Genomic DNA, 24,205 nt, shown 5'->3' with positions numbered 1-24,205 from the left:
ACGTGACAGTGGCACCGACTTTATTGATAGTGATTAGCCAACAAACATCTTCTTCGCAAGCGGGATGCCTTTCAAACCGCTTACGGCAACGGTTGTCAGCAAACCACCTAGCATGGCGCCCACTACTCCGGCAGTCATGATGTCCTGGCCGGTGAGGTACAGGCCGGGTATGCGGGTCTTGGGCTTTAGCCAGTCCTGCTCGAAGCGGTCGGGAGTATGGTCCAGGCCATAGATTTCACCTTCGCTGTAGCGGCAGAAATAGTCTGTGGACAGGGGCGTGGATAGCTCGTAGTAATCCACTTTGCCTTCCAGATGCGGGAACTTCTCATAGAGCTTCGCAAGCAGGCGCTGGGCGTACTCTTCCTTCTTGGCTTCATAGTCGTCACCGCGCTTGCCCCAGGGCTTGTCGGCCCACTCCTCGTACCATTTGAAGGGGCCGGGCGCCACAATCTCAATGGTGGCGCGGCCAGGGTAGCGCTCCAGAAAGCTGGGGTCTTTCGCCGAGGGGAAGGAAATATAGGTCAGCGAAATATCGCTGTTATCCGGGTCTTCCTCGAAGTCTTTCACATGCTTTTCGTAGTCCGTGCCGGGGTAAATCCAGTAGTTGGTTTTCGGCAGCCCCAGGTTCTCTGCAGTATCTTCCAGGCCGATGTACAAGCAGTTGCTGGCCATGGAACGCTTAACGGTTTTGAGTTTGTCCTGATAGTAGTCCCATTCAGGCGCGTCTTTTGGCAGCAGCTTGTTGAAGGTGTTGAATACGCCTGCGTTGCTGATGACCAGTGGCGAGCGAATCTCTGCACCGTCGGCCATGCGAACGCCCACGGCTTTGCCTTTCTCGATGAGAATCCCGGTCACATCAGCGTAGGTAAAGACTTCACCGCCGCTTTGCTGAACTACCGGGATAATGGTCTTGGCCATTTCAGATGCGCCACCAATCGGGTAGTAGCCGCCGTGCAGGTAATGGCGGGCGATGAGTGAGTGGACAATGAAACTGGATTGGGCTGGTGGCAGGCCGTTGTCGCCCCACTGGCCGGTAAGCACGGCAATCAGCTCCTGGTTGCTGGTGATGCCTTCAAGTACTTCGCGGGTAGGCTTGTTAAGGAACTCTGGCGCCTTACGTTTCGCAAGCATGCTTAGTGGTCCAAGAGCCAGGCTTGGCAATACCTTGCTCAGAACAACCGCCGGCATGGCCTTGGATACCTGGCGTAGATAACCCAGGTAGGTATCGATGGCCTTTTCTTCTTCCGGGAAAGCTTTCACCAGCTCGGCACGGAATTCCTCGGGGCCGGCAACCAGGTCCACATACTTTTCGCCGATGTAGATACGGTCGTAGTTGGCGTCCATTGGCGCCCACTTCAACTGACTGTCAGTGATATGGTCAAACAACCGCTTGCCCAGTGTGTGGTCTGCGCCCATGTCACCAATGTAGTGCACGCCCACATCCCATTCGTACCCGTTACGGTCGTAGCTGTGGGTGAATCCGCCGGCAGTGTAGTGCTGTTCAAGAACGAGCACCTTTTTGCCCATCTTGCTCATGCAAGCAGCTGCGGTCAGGCCGCCGATGCCGGAGCCAATGATGATGGCATCGTAGGGGCCGTCCAGGCGCTTTTCACGATAACGTTTGCCGACTCGGAGGGTACTGGGTTTTGGGCTGCTCATTGAGTTAATCCTGTTGTGATTGTTGTTGGTCAGACCGGGTGCCGTCCAGCAGTAAGCTGAGAACGCCTTTGGTCAACATGGGCTCGGCCTTTGCGCTGGGCAAATGACCATCGATTGTGAGTTGTGACAGGCCATGCACCAGAGACCAGGCGGCGGCTGTCATTAGTGAAACGGGGGAAGGTTTGAGGTAACCCAGATCGCGGGCACGGGCTACGGTGTTTTCCAGAACCTGAAACGCCCCTTTGCCAGCAGCATCCAGGCGTGGGTGCGCCCCCATGGGTAATACGCGACCGCCAAACATAAGACGATATAGATTGGGCTCCTCCTGGGCGAAAGCTACGTACACCAGCCCGATTTCGATCAAAGCCTTGCGCGGCAGCTCCTGGTCTACTGCTTGCAGCCGATCACGCAAGGCCTCGAACCCTTCAATAGCGAGCTCTGCCAACAGCGTTTCGCGGTCTGAGAAGTGCCGGTACAGCGCTGGAGCACTCACGCCGAGCTGCTTGGCCAGGGCGCGCAAGCTGATGGCGGCATCCCCCTGGGTTCTGAGTATGTCCAGCGCCAGCGACTGCGCCTGGGGCTGCAGGTCACCGTGGTGGTAGGCAGGTTTCGCCATGGGTATTCATGCTCGCTAATGTTATCGGTGGTAACAATGTTACTGGTGATAACATCATGAAATTGAGCAGCAGTCAAACAGATTTTGGCGGGTCCAAAAAAGCCCCGGTGCTCAGCTAAGGAGAACCGGGGCTTGCGATTGCCTGGGGCTTTTACTTCAGCGCTAATTCCTCAATGGAAATCTCGCGCATTTTAAACTTCTGAATCTTACCGGTGACGGTCATCGGGAATTCTTCCACGAACTTGTAGTTCCGGGGGATTTTGAAGTGGGCGATCTTGCCTTTGCAGAATGCAATCAAGTCGTCTGCACTTACCGGCTCTGCCTCAGGGCGCAGCTTTACCCAGGCGATCAAATCTTCGCCATAGGTGTCGTGCGGAATACCCGTGACCTGGACCTCCTCAATGGATGGGTGGCTGTACAGAAATTCCTCAACCTCTTTCGGGTAGATGTTTTCACCACCACGAATCACCATATCCTTGATACGACCAACGATTTGCACATAGCCTTCATCGTCCATGGTGGCCAGATCACCGGTGTGCATCCAGCCGGAGTCGTCGATGGCTTCGCGGGTCTTCTCTTCATTATTCCAGTACTTCAGCATCACGCTGTAACCGCGAGTGCAGAGTTCCCCGATCTCGCCCCGGGGCAAGACGTTTCCGGTTCCCGGGTCGACAATCTTGGTTTCCAGATGGGGCTGGGTACGGCCAACGGTGGTTACCTGCTTCTCGAAGGGATCGAGAGAGCTGGTCTGGGTAGACACAGGGCTGGTTTCGGTCATGCCGTAGGCAATCTGCACCTCCTTCATGTGCATCTTGGTATTGACCTTCTTCATCACCTCCGCGGGGCAGATGGAGCCGGCCATTATGCCCGTGCGCAGGGTGGACAGGTCGTAGGAATCAAATTCCGGCTCGGCCAGTTCTGCTATGAACATGGTGGGTACGCCGTAGAGTGCCGTGGCCTTCTCCTGATGCACCGCTTGCAGCACGGCTTTTGGGTCAAAGCCTTCGCCCGGGTAAATCATGGTGGAGCCGTGGGTAATGCAGCCAAGGTTGCCCATGACCATGCCAAAGCAGTGATATAGGGGGACTGGAATAACCAGTCGATCCTTCTCTGTCAGGTGCTGGCTTTCACCCACAAAAAACCCATTGTTCAGGATGTTGTGGTGGGTGAGGGTCGCGCCTTTGGGGTTGCCGGTGGTGCCTGAAGTGAACTGGATATTGATGGGGTCGTCGAACTGAAGCTGGCTTTGCGCCTTGTCTACTTCATCCTGACTAACTTCACTGGCAAGGCTCACAAACTCTGCCCAGCTCCACATGCCGGCGTGTTCTTCCGCATCCAGATTGATCACTGCACGAAGATCAGAAACTCGCTGGGCTTTGATTTTGCCAGGGGTGCTCGCTTTCAACTCCGGTGCCAGTTCATACAGTGTTTGGCGGTAGTTTGAGGCTTTAAAACTGTCTGCTGTGACCAATACGCTGATGCCCGCCAGATTCATGGCGTATTCCAGTTCGTGTAGGCCGTAGGCGGGGTTGATGTTGACCAGAATGGCGCCCACCTTGGCGGTGGCGAATTGGGTCACCGTCCACTCGTAGCGGTTGGGTGACCAAATGCCTACGCGGTCACCGCGTTCTACGCCGATGGCGAGAAAGGCACATGCTGCTTCATTAACCTGTGCGACGAACTCCTTGTAAGTCCAGCGGATGTCCTGGTGCAGGCATACCAAGGCTTCGGTATTTGGGAATTTAGCGGCGGTGCGGTCAAGCATCTCGCCGATGGTCATGCCCAGCAGCGGCGTGTTGGAGGTACCGCTGCTGTAGCTTGGTAGAGTCTGTTTCATTGGGCCGCCTCCGGTTGTTTTTGTGGTCGAGGTCCGGGATTGTTCAAGCCGGTTATCGGCTTTGGCTGTGGTATTCAGGGTTTGGGCGCATATCACTGGCAATGGCGACGCGGTTGGTCATGTTGTAAAAGCCCACAAGCTGGCTCAGGTCCCAGATGCCACGATCGCTAAATCCTGCGTCTCTTAAGGCTTGTACGTCCTCTTCGGTAACAGTCGCCGGAGTGCGGGTAAGCAGCGATGCAAAATCGAGCATGGCGCGCTGGCGTTTATCCAGCCTTGCTGTGCGGTAATTCATTACCAGATGTTCTCCCAGAGTCGGGTCGCCGCTCATAACCCGCACGGCTGCGCCGTGGGCGACCAGGCAGTAAAAACACTTGTTCTCTGAGGAAACCACAACGGCAATCATTTCCCGCTCAAGCTTGCTGAGTTCGCTTTCACCCATCATCAGTTCGTTGTAGAGGCGTGAAAAACCGTCAAGCTGCTTCAGGTTGTGGGTAAAGACCGTCAGTACGTTAGGAACCATGCCGAGCTTTTCAATACAGACATTGAAGTAATTTCTAACATCCTCCGGCAGGTCCTGCATGTCAGGAATATCGAGATCCAGAGCGATCAGATCTTTTTTGTTGTTCATGTCAGACCCTTATGGTTGAAGAGCTTGGCCCACTTTTGAGCCGTTTTTTCGGTTTAGCTGATTGCTGATCCATGTGCCTGTAGCCACCAGTTTATCCAGATCCACACCGGTGCTGATGCCCAGGCCGTTGAGCATATAGAGAACGTCTTCGGTAGCGACGTTACCTGAGGCGCCCTTGGCGTAAGGGCAGCCGCCGAGGCCGGCGACTGAAGCGTCAAATACTGCGACACCCTCTTCCAGCACTGCGTAGAGATTTGCCAACGCTTGCCCGTAGGTGTCGTGGAAATGTGCCGCCAGGCGCTCCACGGGTACGTGTTTGACTACTGCCTCAAGCATTTGTTTCGCTTTTAGTGGCGTACCCGTGCCAATGGTGTCGCCGAGGGAAATTTCATAACAACCCATGTCGGCCAGATCTTTGGCAACCTTTGCTACCTGCTCCGGCGCAATCTCGCCCTCGTAGGGGCAACCCAGGACTGTGGAGACGTAACCGCGCACGGGGATGTTGTGCTTCTGAGCGGCTTCCATCACGGGTAGAAAGCGCTCCAGGCTTTCTGCGATGGAACAGTTGATGTTCTTCTGACTGAACGACTCAGAAGCCGCCGCAAACACCGCCACCTCATCTACGCCCGCAGCCAGAGCATTTTCAAAGCCTCTGAGGTTGGGGGTAAGCACCGAATAGCGAACGCCAGCCTTGCGCTTGATGCCGGCCATAACCTCAGCGGCGTCGCCCATTTGTGGCACCCATCTGGGTGACACAAAACTGGCGGATTCAATGTGGGTGAGGCCGCACTCTGCAAGCCGCTCGATCAGCCCGGTTTTTATGTCTGTGGAGATTACCGGGCCGGACTCGTTTTGCAGACCGTCCCGGGGGCTCATTTCAACCAGTCGCACCTGTTTGGGAAAGGCCATTAGCTCGCCTCCTCGCCGTCTGATTCGTTGATCTCAATAGCAATCAGCTCTGCGCCTTCTGAAACCTGCTCACCTTCGGCGAAGAAGATTTCGCTGACCACACCATCGGCCGGTGCCTTGATGGCATGCTCCATCTTCATCGCTTCCATGATGACCAGAGTTTGGCCGGCTGTAACGGCGTCGCCCACTTTGGTCTGTACCGCCACAATTGCGCCGTTCATGGGGGCCGTCAGTCCGCCTTCAGGGGCCATGTCTTCCAGCGCGTGGTTCTCATGGTAGAGGGTGCACTGGAAGGTGTCGCCTTCAAAGAAGAGCACGAGTTGGTCATTGTGCAAGTTGCCGTGAATGCTGATCCTGTAGCCATCGACCACCGCCTGAAGCGCGTCGACTTCAAGTTTGGCCGTAAGGTTGTACACGCTGTCATCCACGGATACCTGGTAGTGATCATCCTTTTCCAGAATTTTCAGCTCGTGTATCTCGTCGCCTACCTGCAACTGCAGGGGCTGAGCGTATTCTGAGTTCAGGCGCCAGCTGTTGCGGCGACCGAACGGCGACCAGGGATCTGTGCTTACAGACTCAACGGATTTGCGCTCTTCCAATACAAAACCAGCGGCCAGAACCAGCGCTTTATGGGCATCGAGTTTCGATTTCGGGAACAGCAATTCCCGGTGGCTGTCGATAAACCCGGTTGTAAGGTCCGCTTCCCGGAAGGGCTGCGAGTCGGCCAGCGCGTGCAGGAAGCGGATGTTGGTTTTCACCCCTGCAATCCGATAGTGCTCCAGAGCCTGGACCATGCGATTGATGGCCTGCTCACGGGTTTCGTCCCACACGATCAGTTTGGCGATCATTGGGTCGTAATGAATGCTGATTTCATCACCTTCGATCACACCGGTATCGACACGCACATGGGCGCTTTCATCAGGTGTGCTCAGGTAACGCAGGTTACCGGTAGCAGGCAGGAAATCCTGATCCGGGTCTTCGGCATAAATACGGGCTTCCAGAGCATGGCCACGGGTTTTCACCTGTGACTGTTCCAGCGGCAGGGGCTCACCCCAGGCTACTTTCAACTGCCATTCCACCAAGTCCTGGCCGGTCACCATTTCGGTCACCGGGTGCTCTACCTGCAGGCGGGTGTTCATTTCCATGAAGAAGAAGGAACCGTCCACATCGTAGAGAAACTCTACGGTGCCGGCGCCTACGTAGTTGATCGTCTGGGCCGCTTTTACAGCGGCGTCGCCCATGGCCTTGCGGGTTTCTTCGCTCAGGCCCGGTGCCGGGGCTTCTTCCAGAACTTTCTGGTGACGACGCTGGACTGAGCAGTCACGCTCTGCCAGATACACGCCGTTGCCGCTTTGGTCACAGAACACCTGGATTTCAACGTGGCGTGGCTGGGTCAGATAGCGCTCTATCAGCATGTCCGGGTTGCCGAAGGCGTTCTTTGCTTCGCGCTTGGCAGCGGCCAGAGCATCATCAAACTCATCGATGTTCTCTACTACCCGCATACCTTTACCACCGCCACCGGCGACGGCTTTCAGTAGCAGCGGGAAGCCGCATTTTTCAGCTTCGGCGCGCAGGGTGTCCGGGCTTTGGTCGTCGCCGTGATAGCCGGGCACCAGTGGTACGCCGGCTTTTTCCATGATGGCTTTAGCGGCGGATTTGGAGCCCATGGCAGCAATCGCTGAAGAAGGTGGGCCGATGAAGACAATGCCGTTGGCCTCACAGGCTTCGGCAAATCCTGTGTTTTCGGAAAGAAAGCCGTAGCCTGGGTGGATTGCTTGCGCACCGCTCTGCTTGGCAATCTCAATGATTTTGTTACTACGCAGATAGCTTTCTGAGCTCGGCGCCGGGCCAATATGGAAGGCTTCGTCTGCCATGGCGACGTGGAGGGCGTTGGCATCTGCATCGGAATAAACAGCGACGCAGCGGATACCCATGCGGTGTGCGGTCTGGATAATCCGGCAGGCGATTTCGCCCCGGTTGGCAATGAGGATTTTGCTGAACATGTTAGTTGCTCTCCGGAATCCAGTTGGCGCGGCGTTTATTCAGGAAGGCGTTAAGCCCCTCCTGACCTTCTTCGCCTACGCGAATATCAGCAATGCGGTGTGCAGTGTCGTCTATCACAGTGCTATCGATGGGCTTTTGGCTGACCGCAAACACCAGGTCCTTTGCAGCTTTCATGGCTTCCGGGCCATTCTGGGCAAGTTGCTTCAGCATCTCGTCACAGCGGGCGTTCATGGCGTCAATGTCGTCGCAGACACTATGCACAAGGCCGAACTGCTCAGCCTCCCGGGCACTGAATACTTCCGCTGAAATGAAGTAGCGGCGGGCCTGTCGTTCGCCAATAGCGCGCACTACATAAGGGCTTATCACTGCGGGAATCAGGCCCAGCTTGACCTCACTCAGGCAAAAGCTGGATGTTTCTGTAGCAATAACAATGTCGCAGCAGGCGGCCAGGCCGACGGCGCCACCGTAGGCTGCACCCTGAACAAGGCCGATGACGGGCTTGCTGAGGTGATTCAGGCAGTCCATCAGGCGCGCGAGCTGGCGGGAATCATCCAGGTTTTCCTGCTGGCTGTTGTCTGCCATGCGGCGCATCCAGCCAAGATCTGCCCCGGCGGAGAAGTGTTTACCTTCTGAGCGCAGGATGACCACGTTGGTTGCGGTGTCGGCATCCACTTCTGTGAATGCACTGATCAGTTGCTGGATGACCACGTCATCAAAGGCGTTGCGTTTGTCAGGCCGGTTCAGCACGACTTCGGTTACGCCCTGGGCGCGGCGATTGAGTAGAACGGCCGATTCCTGTTCTGTATGAACATTGGTGTTTGTCATGGTTCTTCTCCCCGATTACATCCGGAACACGCCGAAGCGTGTAGGCTTCGCCGGCCGGTTGAGGGTGGCAGAGAGGCTGAGGGCAACCACTTCCCGGGTTTGTGCCGGGTCGATTACACCGTCATCCCACAGGCGTGCGCTCGCGAAGTAGGGGTGGCCCTGTTCTTCGTAGGTATCGGTAATCGGCTTTTTGAACGCGGCTTCTTCTTCAGCGCTCCACTCCTGGCCTTTGCGCTCCATACCATCACGACGAACTTGGGCCAGTACGCCCGCGGCCTGTTCGCCGCCCATTACCGAGATTCGGGCATTTGGCCACATCCAAAGGAAGTCGGGGCTGTAGGCACGGCCACACATGCCGTAGTTGCCGGCACCGTAGCTGCCGCCGATCAGTACGGTAATCTTGGGTACGTTGGCGCAGGCCACGGCCATGACCATTTTGGCGCCGTGCTTGGCGATGCCTTCGGCTTCGTACTTCTGGCCCACCATGAAGCCGGTGATGTTCTGCAGGAACAGCAGCGGGATATTGCGCTGGCAGCACAATTCAATGAAGTGCGCGCCTTTCTGGGCGGACTCACTGAACAAAATGCCGTTGTTGGCGATGATGCCTACGGGGTAGCCGTGTATGTGGGCAAAGCCGGTGACCAGGGTTTGGCCGTAGTAGCGTTTGAATTCGTCGAATTCGGAGCCGTCTACGGTGCGGGCAATTACATCGCGCACGTCGAAGGGTTTACGCAGGTCGGTGCCGACGATGCCGTAGATTTCGCTGGGATCGTACAGAGGCGCTTTGGGTTTACGGATCTCTACCGGAACCGGCTTTTTGCGGTTGAGGTTGGAGACGCAGCGGCGAGCAATTTCCAGCGCGTGGGCGTCATTTTCGGCGTAGTGATCGGCAACCCCGGATATTTTGCAGTGTACGTCGGCACCGCCGAGTTCTTCTGCAGTAACGACTTCACCTGTCGCAGCTTTTACCAGCGGAGGGCCGGCCAGGAAGATGGTGCCTTGGTTGCGTACGATGATGGATTCATCGGCCATGGCAGGCACGTACGCGCCACCGGCGGTGCACAGGCCCATGACGACGGCAATCTGGGGGATGTCGTCGGCAGACATGCGGGCCTGGTTGTAGAAGATGCGGCCAAAGTGGTCACGATCGGGGAATACTTCGTCCTGTCTTGGCAGGTTGGCGCCGCCGGAGTCTACCAGGTAGATGCAGGGCAGGCGGTTTTCCAGGGCGATTTCCTGGGCGCGCAGGTGTTTTTTCACCGTGAGCGGGTAGTAGCTGCCGCCTTTTACGGTGGCATCGTTGGCGATGATCATGCATTCGGTGCCGGAGACGCGGCCTACGCCGGCGATTACGCCGGCTGCGGGGACTTCTTCACCGTATACGTTGTAGGCGGCGAACTGGCCGATTTCGAGAAAGGGCGAGCCGTCGTCCAGCAGGCGGTTGATGCGGTCTCTTGGCAGGAGTTTTCCGCGGGCGATGTGGCGTTCCTGGTAGGAGGGGCCGCCGCCTTGCTGGATGGTAGAGACTTTTTCCCGCAGGTCTGCAACGGCTTCTGCCATGGCGGCCTGTTTGGCCTGAAACTCTTCAGAGCGGGGGTTTATTTTGCTTTGCAGTATCGTCATTTTTCCTGGCCTCGATTTTCGGGGCGGCGGGCCTGGCGGGGCGTCTTTCCGGGAAACGCTACGAGCACCCCTTGCGGGGTCCGGCCAGCAATCACAGATTGCTGTCGTTCGGCTGCGCATGAAGCTCCGCTTCATAAACGCTTGCCTTACCCATGTGCGCTTGTCTTCGGCCGTCCTTGGCCTACGACATTCCCGGAAAGACGCCCCGCCAGGCCCTCGTCGAACTTGGGTGCTGGCCGTCCAAAACTATTTCGCTTTGGCGGGTGTCTGGATCGAAGCTACAGCTTAGTTGTTCAGGAACAGTTCCCGCCCAATCAGCATACGGCGGATTTCGGATGTACCTGCGCCGATTTCATACAGCTTGGCATCCCGCAGCAATCGGCCTGTGGGGTAGTCGTTGATGTAGCCGTTACCGCCGAGAAGCTGGATGGCATCCAAGGCCAGTTTTGTGGCCATTTCGGCGGAGTAGAGAATCGCGCCGGCGGAGTCTTTGCGGGTGGTTTCGCCTCGGTCTGCTGACATGGCCACCATGTAAACGTAGGACTTGGCGGTGTTCATCCAGGTGTACATGTCCGCTACTTTGCCCTGAACCAGCTGGAATTCACCAATAGCTTTCTCGAACTGTTTGCGTTCGCGGATGTAGGGGATTACAACGTCCATAGCTGCTTGCATGAGGCCCAATGGGCCGCCAGAGAGGACGAGGCGTTCGTAGTCGAGTCCGCTCATGAGTACGCGGGCGCCGCGGCCTACTTCACCGAGTACGTTTTCTTTGGGCACTTTGCAGTCCTGGAAGACCAGTTCGCAGGTGTTGGAGCCGCGCATGCCGAGTTTGTCGAGTTTCTGGTGGCGGCTGAAGCCTTCGAAGTCGCGCTCTACGATAAATGCGGTAACGCCTTTGGAACCTGCTTTCGGGTCGGTTTTGGCGTAGATAACGTAAACGTGAGCGTCTGGGCCGTTGGTGATCCACATTTTGTTGCCGTTCAGCACGTAGTGGTCGCCAGCATCTTGTGCATTGAGTTTCATGGAGATGACGTCGGAGCCTGCGTTGGGTTCCGACATGGCCAGGGCACCGATGTGGTCGCCGCTGACGAGTTTGGGCAGGTATTTCTGCTTTTGTTCTTCGGTTCCGTTCTTGTGTATCTGGTTTACGCACAAGTTGGAGTGAGCGCCGTAGGACAGGCCAACGGAGGCAGATGCGCGGCTGATTTCTTCCATGGCAACCACGTGGGCGAGGTAGCCCATGTCAGAACCGCCGTAGGCTTCATCTACGGTGATACCCAGCAACCCCATGTCGCCGAATTTTTTCCAGAGGTCCATGGGGAACTCGTTGGTGCGGTCGATTTCTTCAGCGCGGGGCGCGATCTCGGCGGCGGCGAAGCGGTTTACTTGTTCACGCAGGCTGTCGAGGGTTTCACCAAGGCCGAAGTTGAGTTCTGAGTATTGTGATTTCATGTGTTTGCCTTTTTGTTCTGTCAGATTCGAATTTGGGTGCAGGGCACTGCGCCAGCTGTTGGTTGATATCAGCTTTGTTCGGCGGGGTGTCCAGGTTGCTCGATTGTAGATTCGTGTTGTTGCTTCTTTTTCTGTAGTTCTGCAAGAGCTTCCCTGCAGTGGGCTTCTCTTGTATTGATTTCCAGTTCTGCCATAGCAATATCGGCTTTCTGCTGTTCGATGTGCGCTCGTTTTTCGTCCAGTATTGACAGCATTTTCAGGAGCTGCTTTTCGTTACCGGAGAGGGTCTCATCCCAGAGGTCGAATGTTTCTTTGGTTTCAGCAAGTGAAAAGCCCATGCGTTTGCCACGGAGGATCAGCTTCAGGCGAACTCTGTCTGTGGTGCTGAAAATGCGTGTTTGCCCCCGCCGTGTAGGCTTCAGCAGGCCCTGGTCTTCATAAAACCGGATGCTGCGGGTGGTCACATCGAACTCGCTGGCAAGCTCGCTGATGCTGAACGTTTGCTTTTCGGTCATGGTGGTATCCTCTTTTAAACTAGATTAGAGGAAGTTTACGTTAACGTAAAGTGGTTTGGATGATGAAACCAGGTGCATGGATGGTTGCATTGAAAACTGGGCGGGTTTGTTCGGAGGGTGGCCTGGCTCACCCTGAAGAGAAGGAGTGAGCCAAGCTAGCGTGTAACGCCTTAGGAGAGGTCTTCTCTGAGCTTTCTCTTCAGCAGTTTCCCCGCCGTATTTTTCGGCAGCTGATCTACAAAGTGGATGTGTTTCGGCACTTTGAAGCTGGCGAGTTTGGCGCGGGCATGGCTCATCAAGGCGTCTGAATCTTCGGTGTATCCGTCTCTGAGTACTACAACCGCGCAGATGGCTTCTATCCACTTTTCATCGGGTACGCCAATCACAGCCACTTCTGCAACGGATTCATGTTGATAGAGAGCTTCTTCCACATCACGGCTGGCAACCAGAACACCGCCGGTATTCACCACGTCTTTAATGCGGTCAACGATGTAGATATAGCCTTCTTCATCCTGGTAACCCAGGTCGCCAGAATGGAACCAGCCATCTTTGAAGGCTTCTTCGGTTGCTTCGGGTTTGGCCCAGTAACCGACCATCAATTGAGGTGACTGGTGCACCAGTTCGCCTTGTTCTCCAGGCTGGCAATCTTTACCGGTTACCGGGTCCACAATGCGGGTCATCACAGTTTGCATAGGGCGGCCGGCAGAGGAAGGCCGTTCCGCATGTTCCTCAGGTAGCAGTACCGTTGCCAGAGGTGCGATTTCACTTTGGCCGTAGCAGTTGTAGAGGCCTGCACCCGGGAGCTTTTCACCCAGCTCTTTGACCACCTGGCCGGGCATGATGGAGGCGCCGTAGTAGAGCTTGTCCATATGCTGGAGTTTGTCCGGGTTGAACTGCGGGTTCTGCAGCAGTGCAATCCAGACGGTGGGTGGCGCGAAAAAGGCATTGAGTTGTTCGCGGGCCAACAGCCCGAGAATGGCATCCGGTGTTGGCGTGTTGATCAGTCGGCTGTAGCCGCCACTTAGCAGCATGGGCATTGAAAATACATGCATTTGCGCAGAGTGGTACAGAGGCAAGGCCGCGAGAGAGCGATCGCTGGCGCGGATGTTCAGATGGTACTGGCAGGCGCTGTAGTGGCTCATCAGCGAGCGGTGGGTGTGCATGGCACCTTTGGGATCGGAGGTTGTGCCTGAGGTATAAAGAATCTGCACAACGTCTGTATCTGAAATCTTAACGTCCGGTGCGGTGTCATCACCGGCTGCAAACGCGAGTTTCAGGGCATCCGGGGCCTTGTCGTTTTGCCCGTTGTGAAGGGTTCCGTAAGTGCCAACCTCCACAGTGTTTTTAACGGCATCTACCTGAGCTTGCAGGTCCGTATCGAAAAACAGGGCCTTGCAACCGGACTGATTCACTACATAGGTCAGCTCTTTCCCAATCAGCGCGTAGTTAACCGGTACGTGAATGAGCCCGGCTTTTGTGCAGGCAAGCCAAAGTAACAGGTAGGCGTCGGAGTTTTTACCATAAGCGCCAACACGATCACCTTTAGTCAGCCCAAGTTCGATAAGGCGGTGGGCCAGGCGGTTTGAGGCTGTGTGAATGTCGGTATAGGTCCAGGTTCTCTCGTCGAATGCCAAGGCTGTGCGCTTGCCGTGAGTGCGCGCGGCGCGGGCGAGGGCATCACCTATGGTGTTGCGCAGTGCCCGGGCAATGCCCGCCGGCAGAGCGCTGGAGGCAGTTGTGCTGTGGTTGTTCATGCAAGTACCTCTGTTGGTGTTTTTATATTGGTATGACTGGCATTAACTCAAAGAAGCGCTGGTTTGGGGAATGACCTGTCAGGTCGAAAAAATTGACCCAATCAGCCAAGTAGATGTGTTTGTTACATGGTTGCTAGTCAGCCCATTGAGAGGGGGACTTGCCCGTCCAGCGCTTGAAGGCACGGCAGAATGAGGCGGTTTCCGAGAAACCGACCCGTTCACTGATGTCCGCCACACTCAGGTTTTCTGTGCTCATGAGTTTTATGGCGTACTCTCTCCGCAGGCTGTTTTTGATCAGGCGCAGCGAGGTGCCTTCTTCCTGTAACTTACGGCCTATGCTTCTGGGTGTCATGTGCAATAGCTCTGCAATTTCACCCAGGCTGGGCATGTTGTTCAGGCTCTGGTTTGCGAGCAAGGCGCGTACACGGTTTCGCAGGCTGTCGTCGTTGTCGGGTCTGTGCAAAATGTAGGCTGGAGCTTCCTTCAAAAAGGTTTCCAGCTCTGCTTCGCTCCGGGTGATCGGCAGTTGCAGGTATTTTTCATGTAAAGAAAAGCCGCACACCGATTCTTCAAACTGTAATTCAGTCGGGAACATGGCGCGATACTCGTTAACATGTTTCGGCGCGGGATAACTGAAGCAGGTTGTAGCAAATGGGATCTGTTGATCCACCAACCAGCATGTGAATCTTTGCCACATAAGAAGCAGGAATTCCTGCAGCATGTGGTCTGTATCCTGGCTGGCATCTTCGAGGCTAAGGCGGAAAAACACCAGTTTGTTGCTGTCGCTTTCTCTCAAACCTATGTCGACATTATTGCAGGCGATGCTGTAAACCCGGGCACTTTTGCGAAGCACTGCCCCGAGGGAAGCGGAATCAAGGCAGTAGTCGGCCATCAATGCGAAGGTGCCGTTTTTGCAGGGGCTGGTGGATAACCCCAGGAACTCATCGCGGGTTGCCCGCCACACGCTCTTAATAAGCTGGGTGAGCTGTTGTTCCGTAATCAGCTTCTCGGGTTTATTCAGCCATCCATTAGGAATCCCGGCGCTAGCCAGCAGTGTACCTTTGCTCAACCCCTGCCTTTCGGCGCCGCGGATTGAGGCCTGGAGGTAGTGGTTCGCGATGTGGGCTACAGATTGCGATTTGGGCATGTCTACCGTTGATCAAGTGCGCATTGTGTCAATTTTTTCGGCTTGTACAGCCATTCCCGAAGAGCAGGATAACCCTTTAAATGGTTGGCTGCCTGAATAATCAGACGACTAACCGGTTTGCTAGCATGGCTACTTGAGAGGTTACCTATGTCCGGACACCAAGACGATACCGCGCTGTTTCATGAAATGATCAACCGGGTTCTTGATAAGGAAATTGCACCGCATTATGACGAGTGGGAGGAGCAATCTGCTATTCCACGCCCGGTTTGGAATACGCTGGGGCAAGCCGGCATGCTTGGTATTGATATGCCGGAAGAGTACGGAGGCGCAGCTGCCAGTTTCGAAATCTCACAGCTGGCGATCTCTGAAATAGCTCGTAAGGGTTTTGGTGGCCTGGCCGGTGGCTATAACATCCACGCCAATATAGTCATGCCGTATATTTTGCATCTTGGTACGGACGCCCAGAAAGAACGCTATCTCCCGGGAATGATCCAGGGTGACATTCTCAGTGCAATTGCCATGACAGAACCGGGTGCAGGCAGTGATCTGGCGGCTATGCGCACCACCGCGCAGCGCACAGATGATGGCTATGTCATCAATGGTGCCAAGGTGTTTATCACTAACGGTTTGCAGGCGGAGCTGGTGATAGTGTGTGCCAAAACCGACCCTCAAGCCGGCGCCAAGGGCGTCTCTCTCTTCCTTGTGGATGCCAGCCTGCCCGGGTTCTCCCGTGGTAAAGGCATCCGTAAAATAGGCCAGCATGCCAGCGATACGGCAGAGCTGTTTTTCTCTGATCTGGTGGTGCCCCACGACGCACTGCTTGGCGAGGAAGGCAAGGGCTTTGCCTATCTGATGCAAGAGTTGCCCCGCGAACGTCTGGGTGTGGCTGCCCAAGCGGTGGGCGCAACTGAGGGTGTACTGGCGTTGACTCTGGACTATGTGCAAGAGCGGCATGCGTTTGGTCAACGGGTTGCGGATTTTCAGAACACTCGGTTCAAGCTGGCCGAAGCGAAAGCGCGGCTTGAAGTAGGAAAAGCCTATCTGAACCAGTGCATCGGGAACTACCTGAACGGTGAAATGGGGCCAACGGAAGCTGCCATTCTCAAACTGATGCTCACGGAAATGCAGTGCGATATCGCCAATGAGTGCTTGCAGCTATTTGGTGGCTACGGGTATACCGTGGAGTACCCTGTGTCGCGATTTTTTGTGGATGCCCGCGTGCAGACAATCTACGCCGGCACCTCGGAAATTATGAAAGAAGTGATTGCCCGCTCCATGCTGGGCAAATAGATTATGCGCTCTGTGGAATTCCAGTCATCCAAATCTTGAGGAACGATCAATGAAACTTACTGATGTTGTCATTCTCGACGGTGCTCGCACCGCGATTGGCGGTTTTGGCGGTAGCCTGAGCTCTTTGACCCCGGCTGAGCTTGGAACTTGCGCAGCCAAAGAAGCTATTAGCCGTTCAGGCGTGCCTGCAGAAGATATCGACCATTCGGTATTCGGCCATATTATCCCCACTGGCCCCGCGGATGCTTATGTAGCTCGCCACATAGGCCTGAACTCTGGCCTGCAGAAAGGATCTGCTGCATTCAACGTAAACCGCCTCTGTGGTTCTGGCGTTCAGTCGGTTATCAGTGCCGCTCAGATGATCATGATGGGCGATAGCCAGATTACACTGGCTGGTGGTGCGGAAAGCATGAGCCAGGGTGCCTATGTGCTGCCCAACGTTCGCAAAGGCCTGCGCATGGGTGACGGGAAAGCGGTTGATATGACCCTGGGAACCCTCACCGACCCGTTTAGCAGCGGCCACATGGGCATGACGGCTGAGCGTATTGCCGAAAAGTACGGTTTAACCCGTGAAGATCTGGATGCCTTCTCAGCAGAAAGCCACCGTCGTGCGAGCCAGGCCATTGAGAACGGTTACTTCAAAGAGCAGATTGTGCCGGTAACTGTCAAACAGGGTCGCAAGGAAGTCGTTTTTGAGCAGGATGAGCACGTGCGTGCAGGCACTACAGCTGAAAGCCTTTCAGGCTTGAAACCGGCCTTTGCCAAAGACGGCATAGTTACGCCGGGCAATGCGTCGGGCATTAACGATGGTGCGGCAGCCATGGTGCTGACCAGCGCAGCTGAAGCCGAAAAGCGCGGCCTGAAAGCCCGTGCACGTATTGTGGGATATGCCTTTGCCGGGGTAGACCCCAGCGTAATGGGCCTTGGCCCGATCCCGGCGGTACGAACTGTGTTGGAGAAAACAGGTCTCAGCGTGGCAGATCTGGATGTGATCGAGTCCAACGAAGCTTTTGCAGCCCAGGCACTGGCGGTTAGCAAGGAGCTTGGCTTGCCCGCAGATAAAGTGAACCCGAATGGTGGTGCGGTTGCTCTGGGTCACCCTGTGGGTGCTACCGGTTCCATCCTTATCGTTAAAACCATGGCCGAGCTTGAGCGCACCGGTGGCCGCTACGGCCTGATCACCATGTGCATTGGTGGTGGCCAAGGTATTGCGTTGATTATTGAGCGCATTAATTGATCAATCAGTCGGATTTCTTTTTAAGGCTGAATTGGGTACAGTTTACGTTAACGTAAAGCGTGAGCTGGCCCAATTTAGCCAATAGCTGCCGATTAAAACCCCGAAACGAAGGGAGAAGTTGATGGAATTCAATAATGTACCGGCCATTGTGACAGGTGGAGCCTCAGGACTTGGCGAGGGCGCAGCCCGCGCATTGGCGGCTGCTGGCTGCAAAGTAGCAGTCTTCGACCTGCAAAAAGAGCAGGGCGAGAAAGTGGCTGCAGACATTGGCGGAATCTTTGTGCACTGCGATGTGAGTTCAGCTGAAAGTGCAGAAGCTGCGTTGGCAACAGCCCGTGAAGCCCACGGCTTGTGTGGCATTGCTGTCAACTGCGCGGGTGTTGGCTGGGCGGGTAAAATCCTCGGTCGTGACGGTGTTATGCCGCTGGAGAACTTCAGTAAGGTTATTCAGATCAACCTGATCGGCACCTTCAATATTTTGAGGCTGGCGGCTGCCGATATGGCCCAACGCGAACCTAACGCAGACGGTGAGCGCGGAGTGATTATTAACACGGCCTCGGTCGCCGCTTACGAAGGGCAGATCGGGCAGGCAGCATATAGCGCCTCCAAGGGTGGTGTTGTTGCCTTGACCATACAGTCGGCCCGTGAGCTGGCGCGCGAAGGCATTCGTGTGAACACCATTGCACCAGGCTTGTTCATGACACCCATGATGGCTGGCATGCCGCAAGAAGTGCAGGACAGCCTGGCGGCAACTTTGCCGTTCCCCCAGCGCCTGGGTAAGCCCGAAGAGTTCGGCATGATGGTGGATCAGATGGTGCGTAACCCTATTCTGAATGGCGAAACCATCCGGCTGGACAGCGCACTGCGCATGGCACCCAGATAAATCCGATTAAATACAGGAGAGCGCAATGACCAACTCAGTGGATCAGGAAGAGCTCGATCTGTTCAGAGCGTCTGTCATCAAGGCTCTGGAAACAGAAGTTGCGCCCCATTACGAGGCCTGGGAGAAATCCGGCCTTGTGCCCCGTGAACTCTGGAATACCCTCGGCAATGCCGGCATGTTGTGTGTGGATATTCCTGAAGATTGCGGCGGCTGCGGGGCGCCTTTCCAATACTCCGTGGTGGTGGGCGAAGAGCTGGCCCGCATGGGGTTTGGTGCGCTCTCCACCAATGTAATGGTGCATTCGGATATCGTCGCCCCCTACATCAGCCATTTGGGCAGCGAAGCGCAAAAGCAGCAGTGGCTGCCCAAAATGGTGTCGGGCGAAGTGGTTGGCGCCATTGCCATGACCGAGCCGGGTGCCGGCAGTGATCTGCAGGCCATGCGCACAAGCGCGGTGCGAGACGGCGACGACTATATCCTCAATGGTTCGAAAACCTTCATCACCAATGGCCAGCATGCGGACATGGTGATTGTTGCGGCGAAGACTGACCCGGCTGCCGGCGCCAAAGGCATCAGCCTGTTTCTGGTAGACACCAGCCTGCCGGGATACAGCAAAGGCCGTAACATCGGCAAGATCGGCCAGCACAGTGGCGACACCTCCGAACTGTTCTTTTCAGATATGCGCGTTCCTGCCACCGCACTGGTAGGGCAGGAGGGCAAAGGTTTTGCCTACCTGATGCAGGAGCTGCCACGGGAGCGCCTGGTTATCGGCGCGCTGGGCGTAGCAGCAGCCAGAGGCGCTTTGGATTTGACCATTGCCTACTCCCAGGAGCGAGAGCTGTTCGGCCAGAAACTGGCGCAACTACAGAACACCCGTTTTGAAATAGCCCGCATGGAAACCGATTATCAGGTTAACAAGGCATTCGTGAGCCAGTGCATCAGCCAATACGAAGCGGGTGAGTTGGATGCTGCTACAGCTTCCATGGCCAAGTACAGCGCCACGGAAATGCAATGCCGTGTGGCGGATGGCTGTTTGCAGCTGTTCGGCGGTTATGGCTATACCACGGAATATCCGATTTCCCGCGCATTCATGGATGCCCGGGTACAGCGTATTTACGGCGGTACTTCAGAAGTCATGAAAGAAATCATTGCCCGCTCCGTTCTGGGTAGAGGCTGAAATCAGTGAGGTTTGAATATGAGCAATAACAGCGTTGTGATTGCCGGGTCTGCCCGAACACCTATGGGCGGCATGATGGGCTCGCTGAGCTCTGTACGCTCTCCGGAGTTGGGGGCTACTGCCATCAAAGCAGCCATTGAGCGCAGTGGGCTGAAGCCTGTGGATGTTCAGGAAGTGGTCATGGGTTGCGTATTGCCTGCCGGTTTGGGGCAGGCGCCAGCTCGCCAGGCTTCCCGTGGTGCAGGTATTCCAGACAGCTCCGGTTGCACTACTGTGAACAAGATGTGCGGCTCCGGTATGCAAGCCGTGATCATGGCTCATGATCAGATTAAAGCAGGCACCAACAATATTATGGTTGCTGGCGGCATGGAGAATATGAGCCAGGCGCCATACCTGTTACCGAAAGCGCGCGGCGGTATGCGGATGGGCCACGGACAGGTGATGGACAGCATGTTCCTCGACGGCCTTGAAGATGCCTACGAAGGCGGCCTGATGGGTGTGTTCGCACAAAAGAGCGCAGACGATTACAAGATCACCCGCGAGCAGATGGACGACTTTGCCATTCGGTCTCTGGAGCGCGCCAACGCGGCCATCAGCAATGGCTGGTTCGAACCGGAAATCTGCGCGGTTACCGTATCCGGCCGTGGTGGCGATACCCAAGTGAGCGTTGATGAACAGCCTGGAAATGCTCGCCCCGAGAAAATCCCCACACTGAAACCGGCCTTTAAAAAAGACGGCACAGTCACGGCTGCCAACGCCAGTTCCATCAGTGATGGTGCATCGGCTCTGGTACTGGCGTCCGCGGAAGAAGCAAAAGCCCGTGGTTTGACTGCTCAGGCCAGGATTGTTGCCCACGCGACTCACGCCCAGTTACCAGCGGAGTTCACGCTTGCACCCATCGGTGCGGTTGAAAAGGTTTTGAAAAAGGCCGGCTGGAGCAAAGACGATGTGGATCTCTACGAGATCAACGAAGCCTTTGCAGTGGTTTCTTTGCTGGCGATTAATGAGTTGGGACTCGATGCTGAGAAGGTGAACGTGTACGGGGGCGCTTGTGCACTTGGGCACCCCATTGGCTCATCAGGTTCACGTATTATAATTACGCTCATCAACGCCCTGAAACAGAAAGGGTTGAAGCGTGGAGTGGCGTCTCTGTGCATCGGCGGTGGTGAAGCCACGGCCGTTGCTGTAGAGCTTCTCTGATAGAAAGCCGGTGTAGCGCAAGTGTGGCGCTACACCGGCTTTCTATGTCAGGCGATACGACTGGCGGCCGCCACCACCGGCGCAGCAAGCTTTACCTCCGCTACCGTATGCAGCTTTTCCAGCTGAGACTGAAGCATGGCAACTGGGCGTGTGCCCTGAATTGTCAGGGCGATGTTCAGCGCTCCGTCTGCTGAATCTACTGCCATTTGTGCAATCCTGAAACCACGAACGCGAACCACCTGGCACAGGCGCTCGAGCGCAGCCGCTTCGTGGCTCATCCTGCAAGTAATGTTGTAGCTGGGCGTTGTACAGCTGCTCTCAGTGGTCATGCGATTTTCTCCTTTTTGTCCGCTGCGGTGCGGCGGGTTTCATCAATCATTTCCTTGTTGCTTCCACCTGGCTTTACGATCGGCCAAACGTTTTCTTCCCGGGCAATGGCTACGTGCAGCAGCATGGGGCCGCTATAGGCCAAAATGGTTTCGATGCCGCGTCGAACCTGATCGGTGCGATCAATCTTCAGGGCAGGGATGTCGAAGGCTCGAGCCATGGCCACAAAATCCGGGTTGTCGTCCAGGTTGATATGGCTTTCCCGGTTGTTATAGAACAGCTCCTGTTGTTGGCGAACCATGCCCAGACACTGGTTATCCATAATGATCAACTTAACGGGCAGATCGTACCGGCGAATGGTGGCCAACTCCTGAGCGTTCATCATGAAGGAACCATCGCCGGTTACATTGATGACGGTGCTGTTGCGGTTCGCAAATTGAGCGCCAATCGCTGCGGGCAAACCAAAGCCCATAGTGCCAAGGCCACCGCTGGTCAGGTGATGTCGGGGGCGGTCAAACTGATAGTGCTGGGCAACCCACATCTGGTGCTGGCCAACGTCACAGGCAATGACCGTGTCGTCCGGTGCCGTGCGGGAAAGCTGGCTGATGAAGGCCGGGCCGGTAATGGGTGCCAATGGTTCTTCGTTGTCCGCCGCCTGAAACCCACCCGTGGTGCGCCAGGTCTGGCACTGTTTACGCCAGTCGCTGATCGCTAAGGGTGCGTCTGTGAGGCTTTTGGTTAGCTCGTTCAGAATGCTGTTCAGGTCGCCACGAACCGCGATATCCACATTGCGGAGCTTGTTGAATTCCGCCGCATCGGCGTCAATGTGAATCGTGCGGGCATTCGGGGCGAATCCGTCCAGTTTGCCGGTGGCGCGGTCGTCCAGGCGGGCGCCGATAACCAGAAGCAGATCACATTCATCCACGGCCCGGTTGGCAGCGCGAGAACCATGCATCCCCAGCATGCCCAGATTGTAAGCGCTGTGTTTGCCGGCGTTTCCAATTCCCTTCAGCGTTACTACGGCTGGCAACTCTGAGCACTTGGTAAATTCCCGGAAGCGGTCTTCTGCATGGGCCAGGCTGATGCCACCGCCACTGTATAGCAGTGGTTTGCGAGCATCGCGCAACAGAGCGATTGCGCTGCTGAGATCAGGGCTGGTTGCTTGTGGCTGCGCAGTTGCTCTGGTGGGCGCAGCCGTTGTCTCCGTCAGCAATACATCTTTCGGAATATCAATCCACACCGGCCCGGGTCGTCCGTTTTGCGCCAACTCTATGGCTTCTTCAAGAATGCCGGGCAACTCGTCTGCAGTTTCAATCAGGTAGCTGTGCTTGACGATGCCAAGGGTCATTCCCAACACATCGGTTTCCTGAAAGGCATCGGTTCCGATCAGCGCCGAGGGAACCTGGCCGGTGATAACCAACATGGGGATTGAATCCTGGTATGCGTTGGCAACGCCGGTTATCAGGTTGGTAGCACCGGGGCCGGATGTGGCAATGCACACCCCCAGCTTCCCGCTGGCCCGAGCATAGCCGTCGGCAGCCAAAGCGCAGCCTTGTTCATGGCGGCAAAGCACATGCTCAACGCTCACATCATCCACCAGTGCATCGTATAGCGGCATGATGCAGCCACCGGGGTAACCAAAAACGGTTTCGATGTTGTGGTGGTGGAACGCTTGAAGAATATGCTGTGCGCCGTTCATCGTTATATTTCCTGTTTTTTCTTCCGTAAAAAAGAAACCCCCGGGACCTTGCGGTGCCGGGGGTTTCTGGTGTTTTTGTCAGGTTTGTCGCTATCTCACCCGCTTATCCACGCAAAATCCCCCGGAAGGTATCACTACCACCAGGACGAGCATTGCGAGAATAATTACTGAGTTGATGTTCATAAAAACGACATTCTGGCCTGAATTAGCAAAAGGAATCTGTGTAGAATCTACCCCACGATTTGATCAGGTTGCAACCGTTTCGACCTTTTATTTTCTCGTTAGCGTCGTTTTCGGGCCATGGTTCACCAAATGCAGGCTATGTAGGTATTTAATGAGCAAAGTAAAATGGAGTTCGCTGGGACTGTCTGTGATCGTTGTAATTGCCCTGATTATCTGGATGGCGACAGGCGAGGTGAAAGTCGCAAGTACCGAAGCCCCCCTAGAGCCCGAAGCTGCACAACAAGAGCGCACGCGAGTTCAGGTTACAACACTCAATGCTCAGTTATATGAGCCAGGGCTTTTGCTTCAGGGTCAATTGGAACCCTGGAGTTCCGTAATGGTGAGTGCGCGGGTCACCGGCACAGTTGAAACGATTGCGGCGGAGCTTGGCGACTCGGTAAAGACCGGAGACGTACTTTTAACCTTATCCGAAGATGGCCGGGGTGCGGGAGTGCAACGTTGGCAGGCACGGGTTAAAAAACTGGAAGGTGATCTGGCTGCAGTACGAAGACTGGGTTCCAAAAATCTTGCATCGCAGTCTGAAACCCTTGGTGTGGAAAGTGACCTTGCGGCTGCCCGAGCGGAGTTGGAGGGTGCACAGCTTGCGGTTGCCCATCTAAGACCCAGAGCACCGTTTGATGGAGTGGTAAACCGCAAGGAAGTTGAGACCGGCAGCCTGGTCCAGGTTAGTTCGCCCTTGTATGAATTGGTTCGAATCGACAGGCTCAAAGCCAAGGGACAGATACCCCAGCAATCCGTTGCTCAGGTGGCGCCGGGCCAGAAGGTAAGGGTGCGCCCTTTGGATGGAGAAACTCTGGATGGTGTAGTTACATTTGTCGCGAGTGCTGCAAACCCTGAGACACGAAGCTTTGCCATAGAGATCGCTGTGGAAAATCCCGATCAAAAACGTATAGCTGGCGGTAGCGCCAACCTTCGTGTTGCATTGGAGGAGGTCCAGGCCACGTTTATTTCCCCGGCTTACCTCACCCTTGGGGATGATGGGCGCCCGGGGGTGAAGTACGTTGATGACCAAAACAGGGTCGTTTTTCGTACGGTGAAATTGCTCAGTGTGTCCACTGACGGCGCCTGGGTTACGGGCTTGCCGGATGAGACTCGCCTGATTACCCGTGGTGCGGGTTTTGTTAATGAGGGCGAGCAAGTCGAGCCTGTAGACGCTTCCGAAGAGCGGGGCTGAGCC

20 protein-coding genes are annotated in these 24,205 nt (G+C 55.7%); 6 read left to right on the top strand and 14 right to left on the bottom strand.

The annotated features are described in order from the left end of the window. Positions 1-33 precede the first annotated feature (33 nt). The 12 genes from AADB16_RS15345 to AADB16_RS15290 form a co-directional block, all read right to left on the bottom strand. Positions 34-1,659, bottom strand: a complete 1,626-nt coding sequence (locus AADB16_RS15345; RefSeq protein WP_200201789.1) for a phytoene desaturase family protein — start codon at positions 1,657-1,659, stop codon at positions 34-36. 4 nt (positions 1,660-1,663) lie between these two features. Beyond that, positions 1,664-2,275: a TetR/AcrR family transcriptional regulator gene (locus AADB16_RS15340; RefSeq protein WP_410804524.1), complete on the bottom strand. Its 612-nt coding sequence runs from the start codon at positions 2,273-2,275 to the stop codon at positions 1,664-1,666. A gap of 151 nt (positions 2,276-2,426) precedes the next feature. Continuing rightward, complete coding sequence (locus tag AADB16_RS15335; protein ID WP_410804522.1) at positions 2,427-4,112, bottom strand: AMP-binding protein; 1,686 nt, start codon at positions 4,110-4,112, stop codon at positions 2,427-2,429. A gap of 52 nt (positions 4,113-4,164) precedes the next feature. Further along, positions 4,165-4,743 carry a peroxidase-related enzyme gene (locus AADB16_RS15330; protein WP_410804520.1) on the bottom strand — a complete coding sequence of 193 codons (579 nt, stop codon included), beginning with the start codon at positions 4,741-4,743 and terminating at the stop codon, positions 4,165-4,167. A 9-nt stretch (positions 4,744-4,752) separates the two neighbouring features. Then, complete coding sequence (locus AADB16_RS15325) at positions 4,753-5,652, bottom strand: hydroxymethylglutaryl-CoA lyase (RefSeq protein WP_410804518.1); 900 nt, start codon at positions 5,650-5,652, stop codon at positions 4,753-4,755. Then, entirely contained in the window at positions 5,652-7,655 is a 2,004-nt protein-coding gene (locus AADB16_RS15320) for an acetyl/propionyl/methylcrotonyl-CoA carboxylase subunit alpha (RefSeq protein WP_410804516.1), read from the bottom strand. The genes AADB16_RS15325 and AADB16_RS15320 overlap by 1 nt, the downstream gene beginning before the upstream one ends. Before the next feature lies 1 nt (position 7,656). Further along, the gene (locus tag AADB16_RS15315; protein WP_410804514.1) at positions 7,657-8,481 is read right to left on the bottom strand and encodes an enoyl-CoA hydratase/isomerase family protein; all 825 of its coding nucleotides are present in this window, start codon (positions 8,479-8,481) and stop codon (positions 7,657-7,659) included. Positions 8,482-8,496: 15 nt separating this feature from the next. Beyond that, complete coding sequence (locus tag AADB16_RS15310; protein ID WP_410804512.1) at positions 8,497-10,104, bottom strand: carboxyl transferase domain-containing protein; 1,608 nt, start codon at positions 10,102-10,104, stop codon at positions 8,497-8,499. A gap of 285 nt (positions 10,105-10,389) precedes the next feature. Continuing rightward, positions 10,390-11,556 carry an isovaleryl-CoA dehydrogenase gene (locus AADB16_RS15305; protein ID WP_410804510.1) on the bottom strand — a complete coding sequence of 389 codons (1,167 nt, stop codon included), beginning with the start codon at positions 11,554-11,556 and terminating at the stop codon, positions 10,390-10,392. Between the two features lie 68 nt (positions 11,557-11,624). Further along, positions 11,625-12,071, bottom strand: coding sequence for a MerR family transcriptional regulator (locus tag AADB16_RS15300; protein ID WP_298450148.1), 447 nt, complete (start codon positions 12,069-12,071; stop codon positions 11,625-11,627). A gap of 170 nt (positions 12,072-12,241) precedes the next feature. Beyond that, positions 12,242-13,825, bottom strand: coding sequence for a fatty acyl-CoA synthetase (locus tag AADB16_RS15295; protein WP_410804508.1), 1,584 nt, complete (start codon positions 13,823-13,825; stop codon positions 12,242-12,244). 133 nt (positions 13,826-13,958) lie between these two features. Further along, a complete protein-coding gene (locus AADB16_RS15290) occupies positions 13,959-14,972 on the bottom strand; it encodes an AraC family transcriptional regulator (RefSeq protein WP_410804506.1) in 1,014 nt (337 codons plus the stop codon). A gap of 147 nt (positions 14,973-15,119) precedes the next feature. Here AADB16_RS15290 and AADB16_RS15285 point away from each other — a divergent pair, with 147 nt between their 5' ends. The 5 genes from AADB16_RS15285 to AADB16_RS15265 all read left to right on the top strand — a co-directional run bounded on the left by AADB16_RS15285 (position 15,120) and on the right by AADB16_RS15265 (position 20,759). Next, positions 15,120-16,262, top strand: coding sequence for an acyl-CoA dehydrogenase family protein (locus tag AADB16_RS15285; protein ID WP_298450154.1), 1,143 nt, complete (start codon positions 15,120-15,122; stop codon positions 16,260-16,262). 49 nt (positions 16,263-16,311) lie between these two features. After that, positions 16,312-17,499, top strand: coding sequence for a beta-ketothiolase BktB (gene bktB / locus AADB16_RS15280; protein ID WP_410804504.1), 1,188 nt, complete (start codon positions 16,312-16,314; stop codon positions 17,497-17,499). A 121-nt stretch (positions 17,500-17,620) separates the two neighbouring features. After that, positions 17,621-18,382 carry an SDR family NAD(P)-dependent oxidoreductase gene (locus AADB16_RS15275; protein ID WP_309045257.1) on the top strand — a complete coding sequence of 254 codons (762 nt, stop codon included), beginning with the start codon at positions 17,621-17,623 and terminating at the stop codon, positions 18,380-18,382. 25 nt (positions 18,383-18,407) lie between these two features. Then, entirely contained in the window at positions 18,408-19,559 is a 1,152-nt protein-coding gene (locus tag AADB16_RS15270; protein ID WP_309045258.1) for an acyl-CoA dehydrogenase family protein, read from the top strand. A gap of 18 nt (positions 19,560-19,577) precedes the next feature. Further along, positions 19,578-20,759, top strand: coding sequence for a thiolase family protein (locus AADB16_RS15265; RefSeq protein ID WP_410804501.1), 1,182 nt, complete (start codon positions 19,578-19,580; stop codon positions 20,757-20,759). 47 nt (positions 20,760-20,806) lie between these two features. Here AADB16_RS15265 and AADB16_RS15260 read toward each other — a convergent pair whose 3' ends face one another. Further along, positions 20,807-21,088 (bottom strand): ACT domain-containing protein, encoded by a 282-nt coding sequence (locus AADB16_RS15260; RefSeq protein ID WP_309045260.1) that lies wholly within the window; start codon positions 21,086-21,088, stop codon positions 20,807-20,809. After that, entirely contained in the window at positions 21,085-22,785 is a 1,701-nt protein-coding gene (ilvG, locus tag AADB16_RS15255) for an acetolactate synthase 2 catalytic subunit (protein WP_309045261.1), read from the bottom strand. The genes AADB16_RS15260 and ilvG overlap by 4 nt, the downstream gene beginning before the upstream one ends. A 334-nt stretch (positions 22,786-23,119) precedes the next feature. On the opposite strand from ilvG, the gene AADB16_RS15250 reads away from it, so the two are divergent. Next, positions 23,120-24,202 (top strand): efflux RND transporter periplasmic adaptor subunit, encoded by a 1,083-nt coding sequence (locus tag AADB16_RS15250; protein WP_410804500.1) that lies wholly within the window; start codon positions 23,120-23,122, stop codon positions 24,200-24,202. Positions 24,203-24,205: the final 3 nt, after the last annotated feature.

It is taken from the genome of Marinobacter sp. KMM 10035 (genome assembly GCF_046537445.1).
Lineage (GTDB): Bacteria > Pseudomonadota > Gammaproteobacteria > Pseudomonadales > Oleiphilaceae > Marinobacter > Marinobacter sediminicola.
The sequence above is the reverse complement of the archived record's forward strand: the minus strand, read 5'-3'. Positions and strand labels throughout refer to the sequence as shown.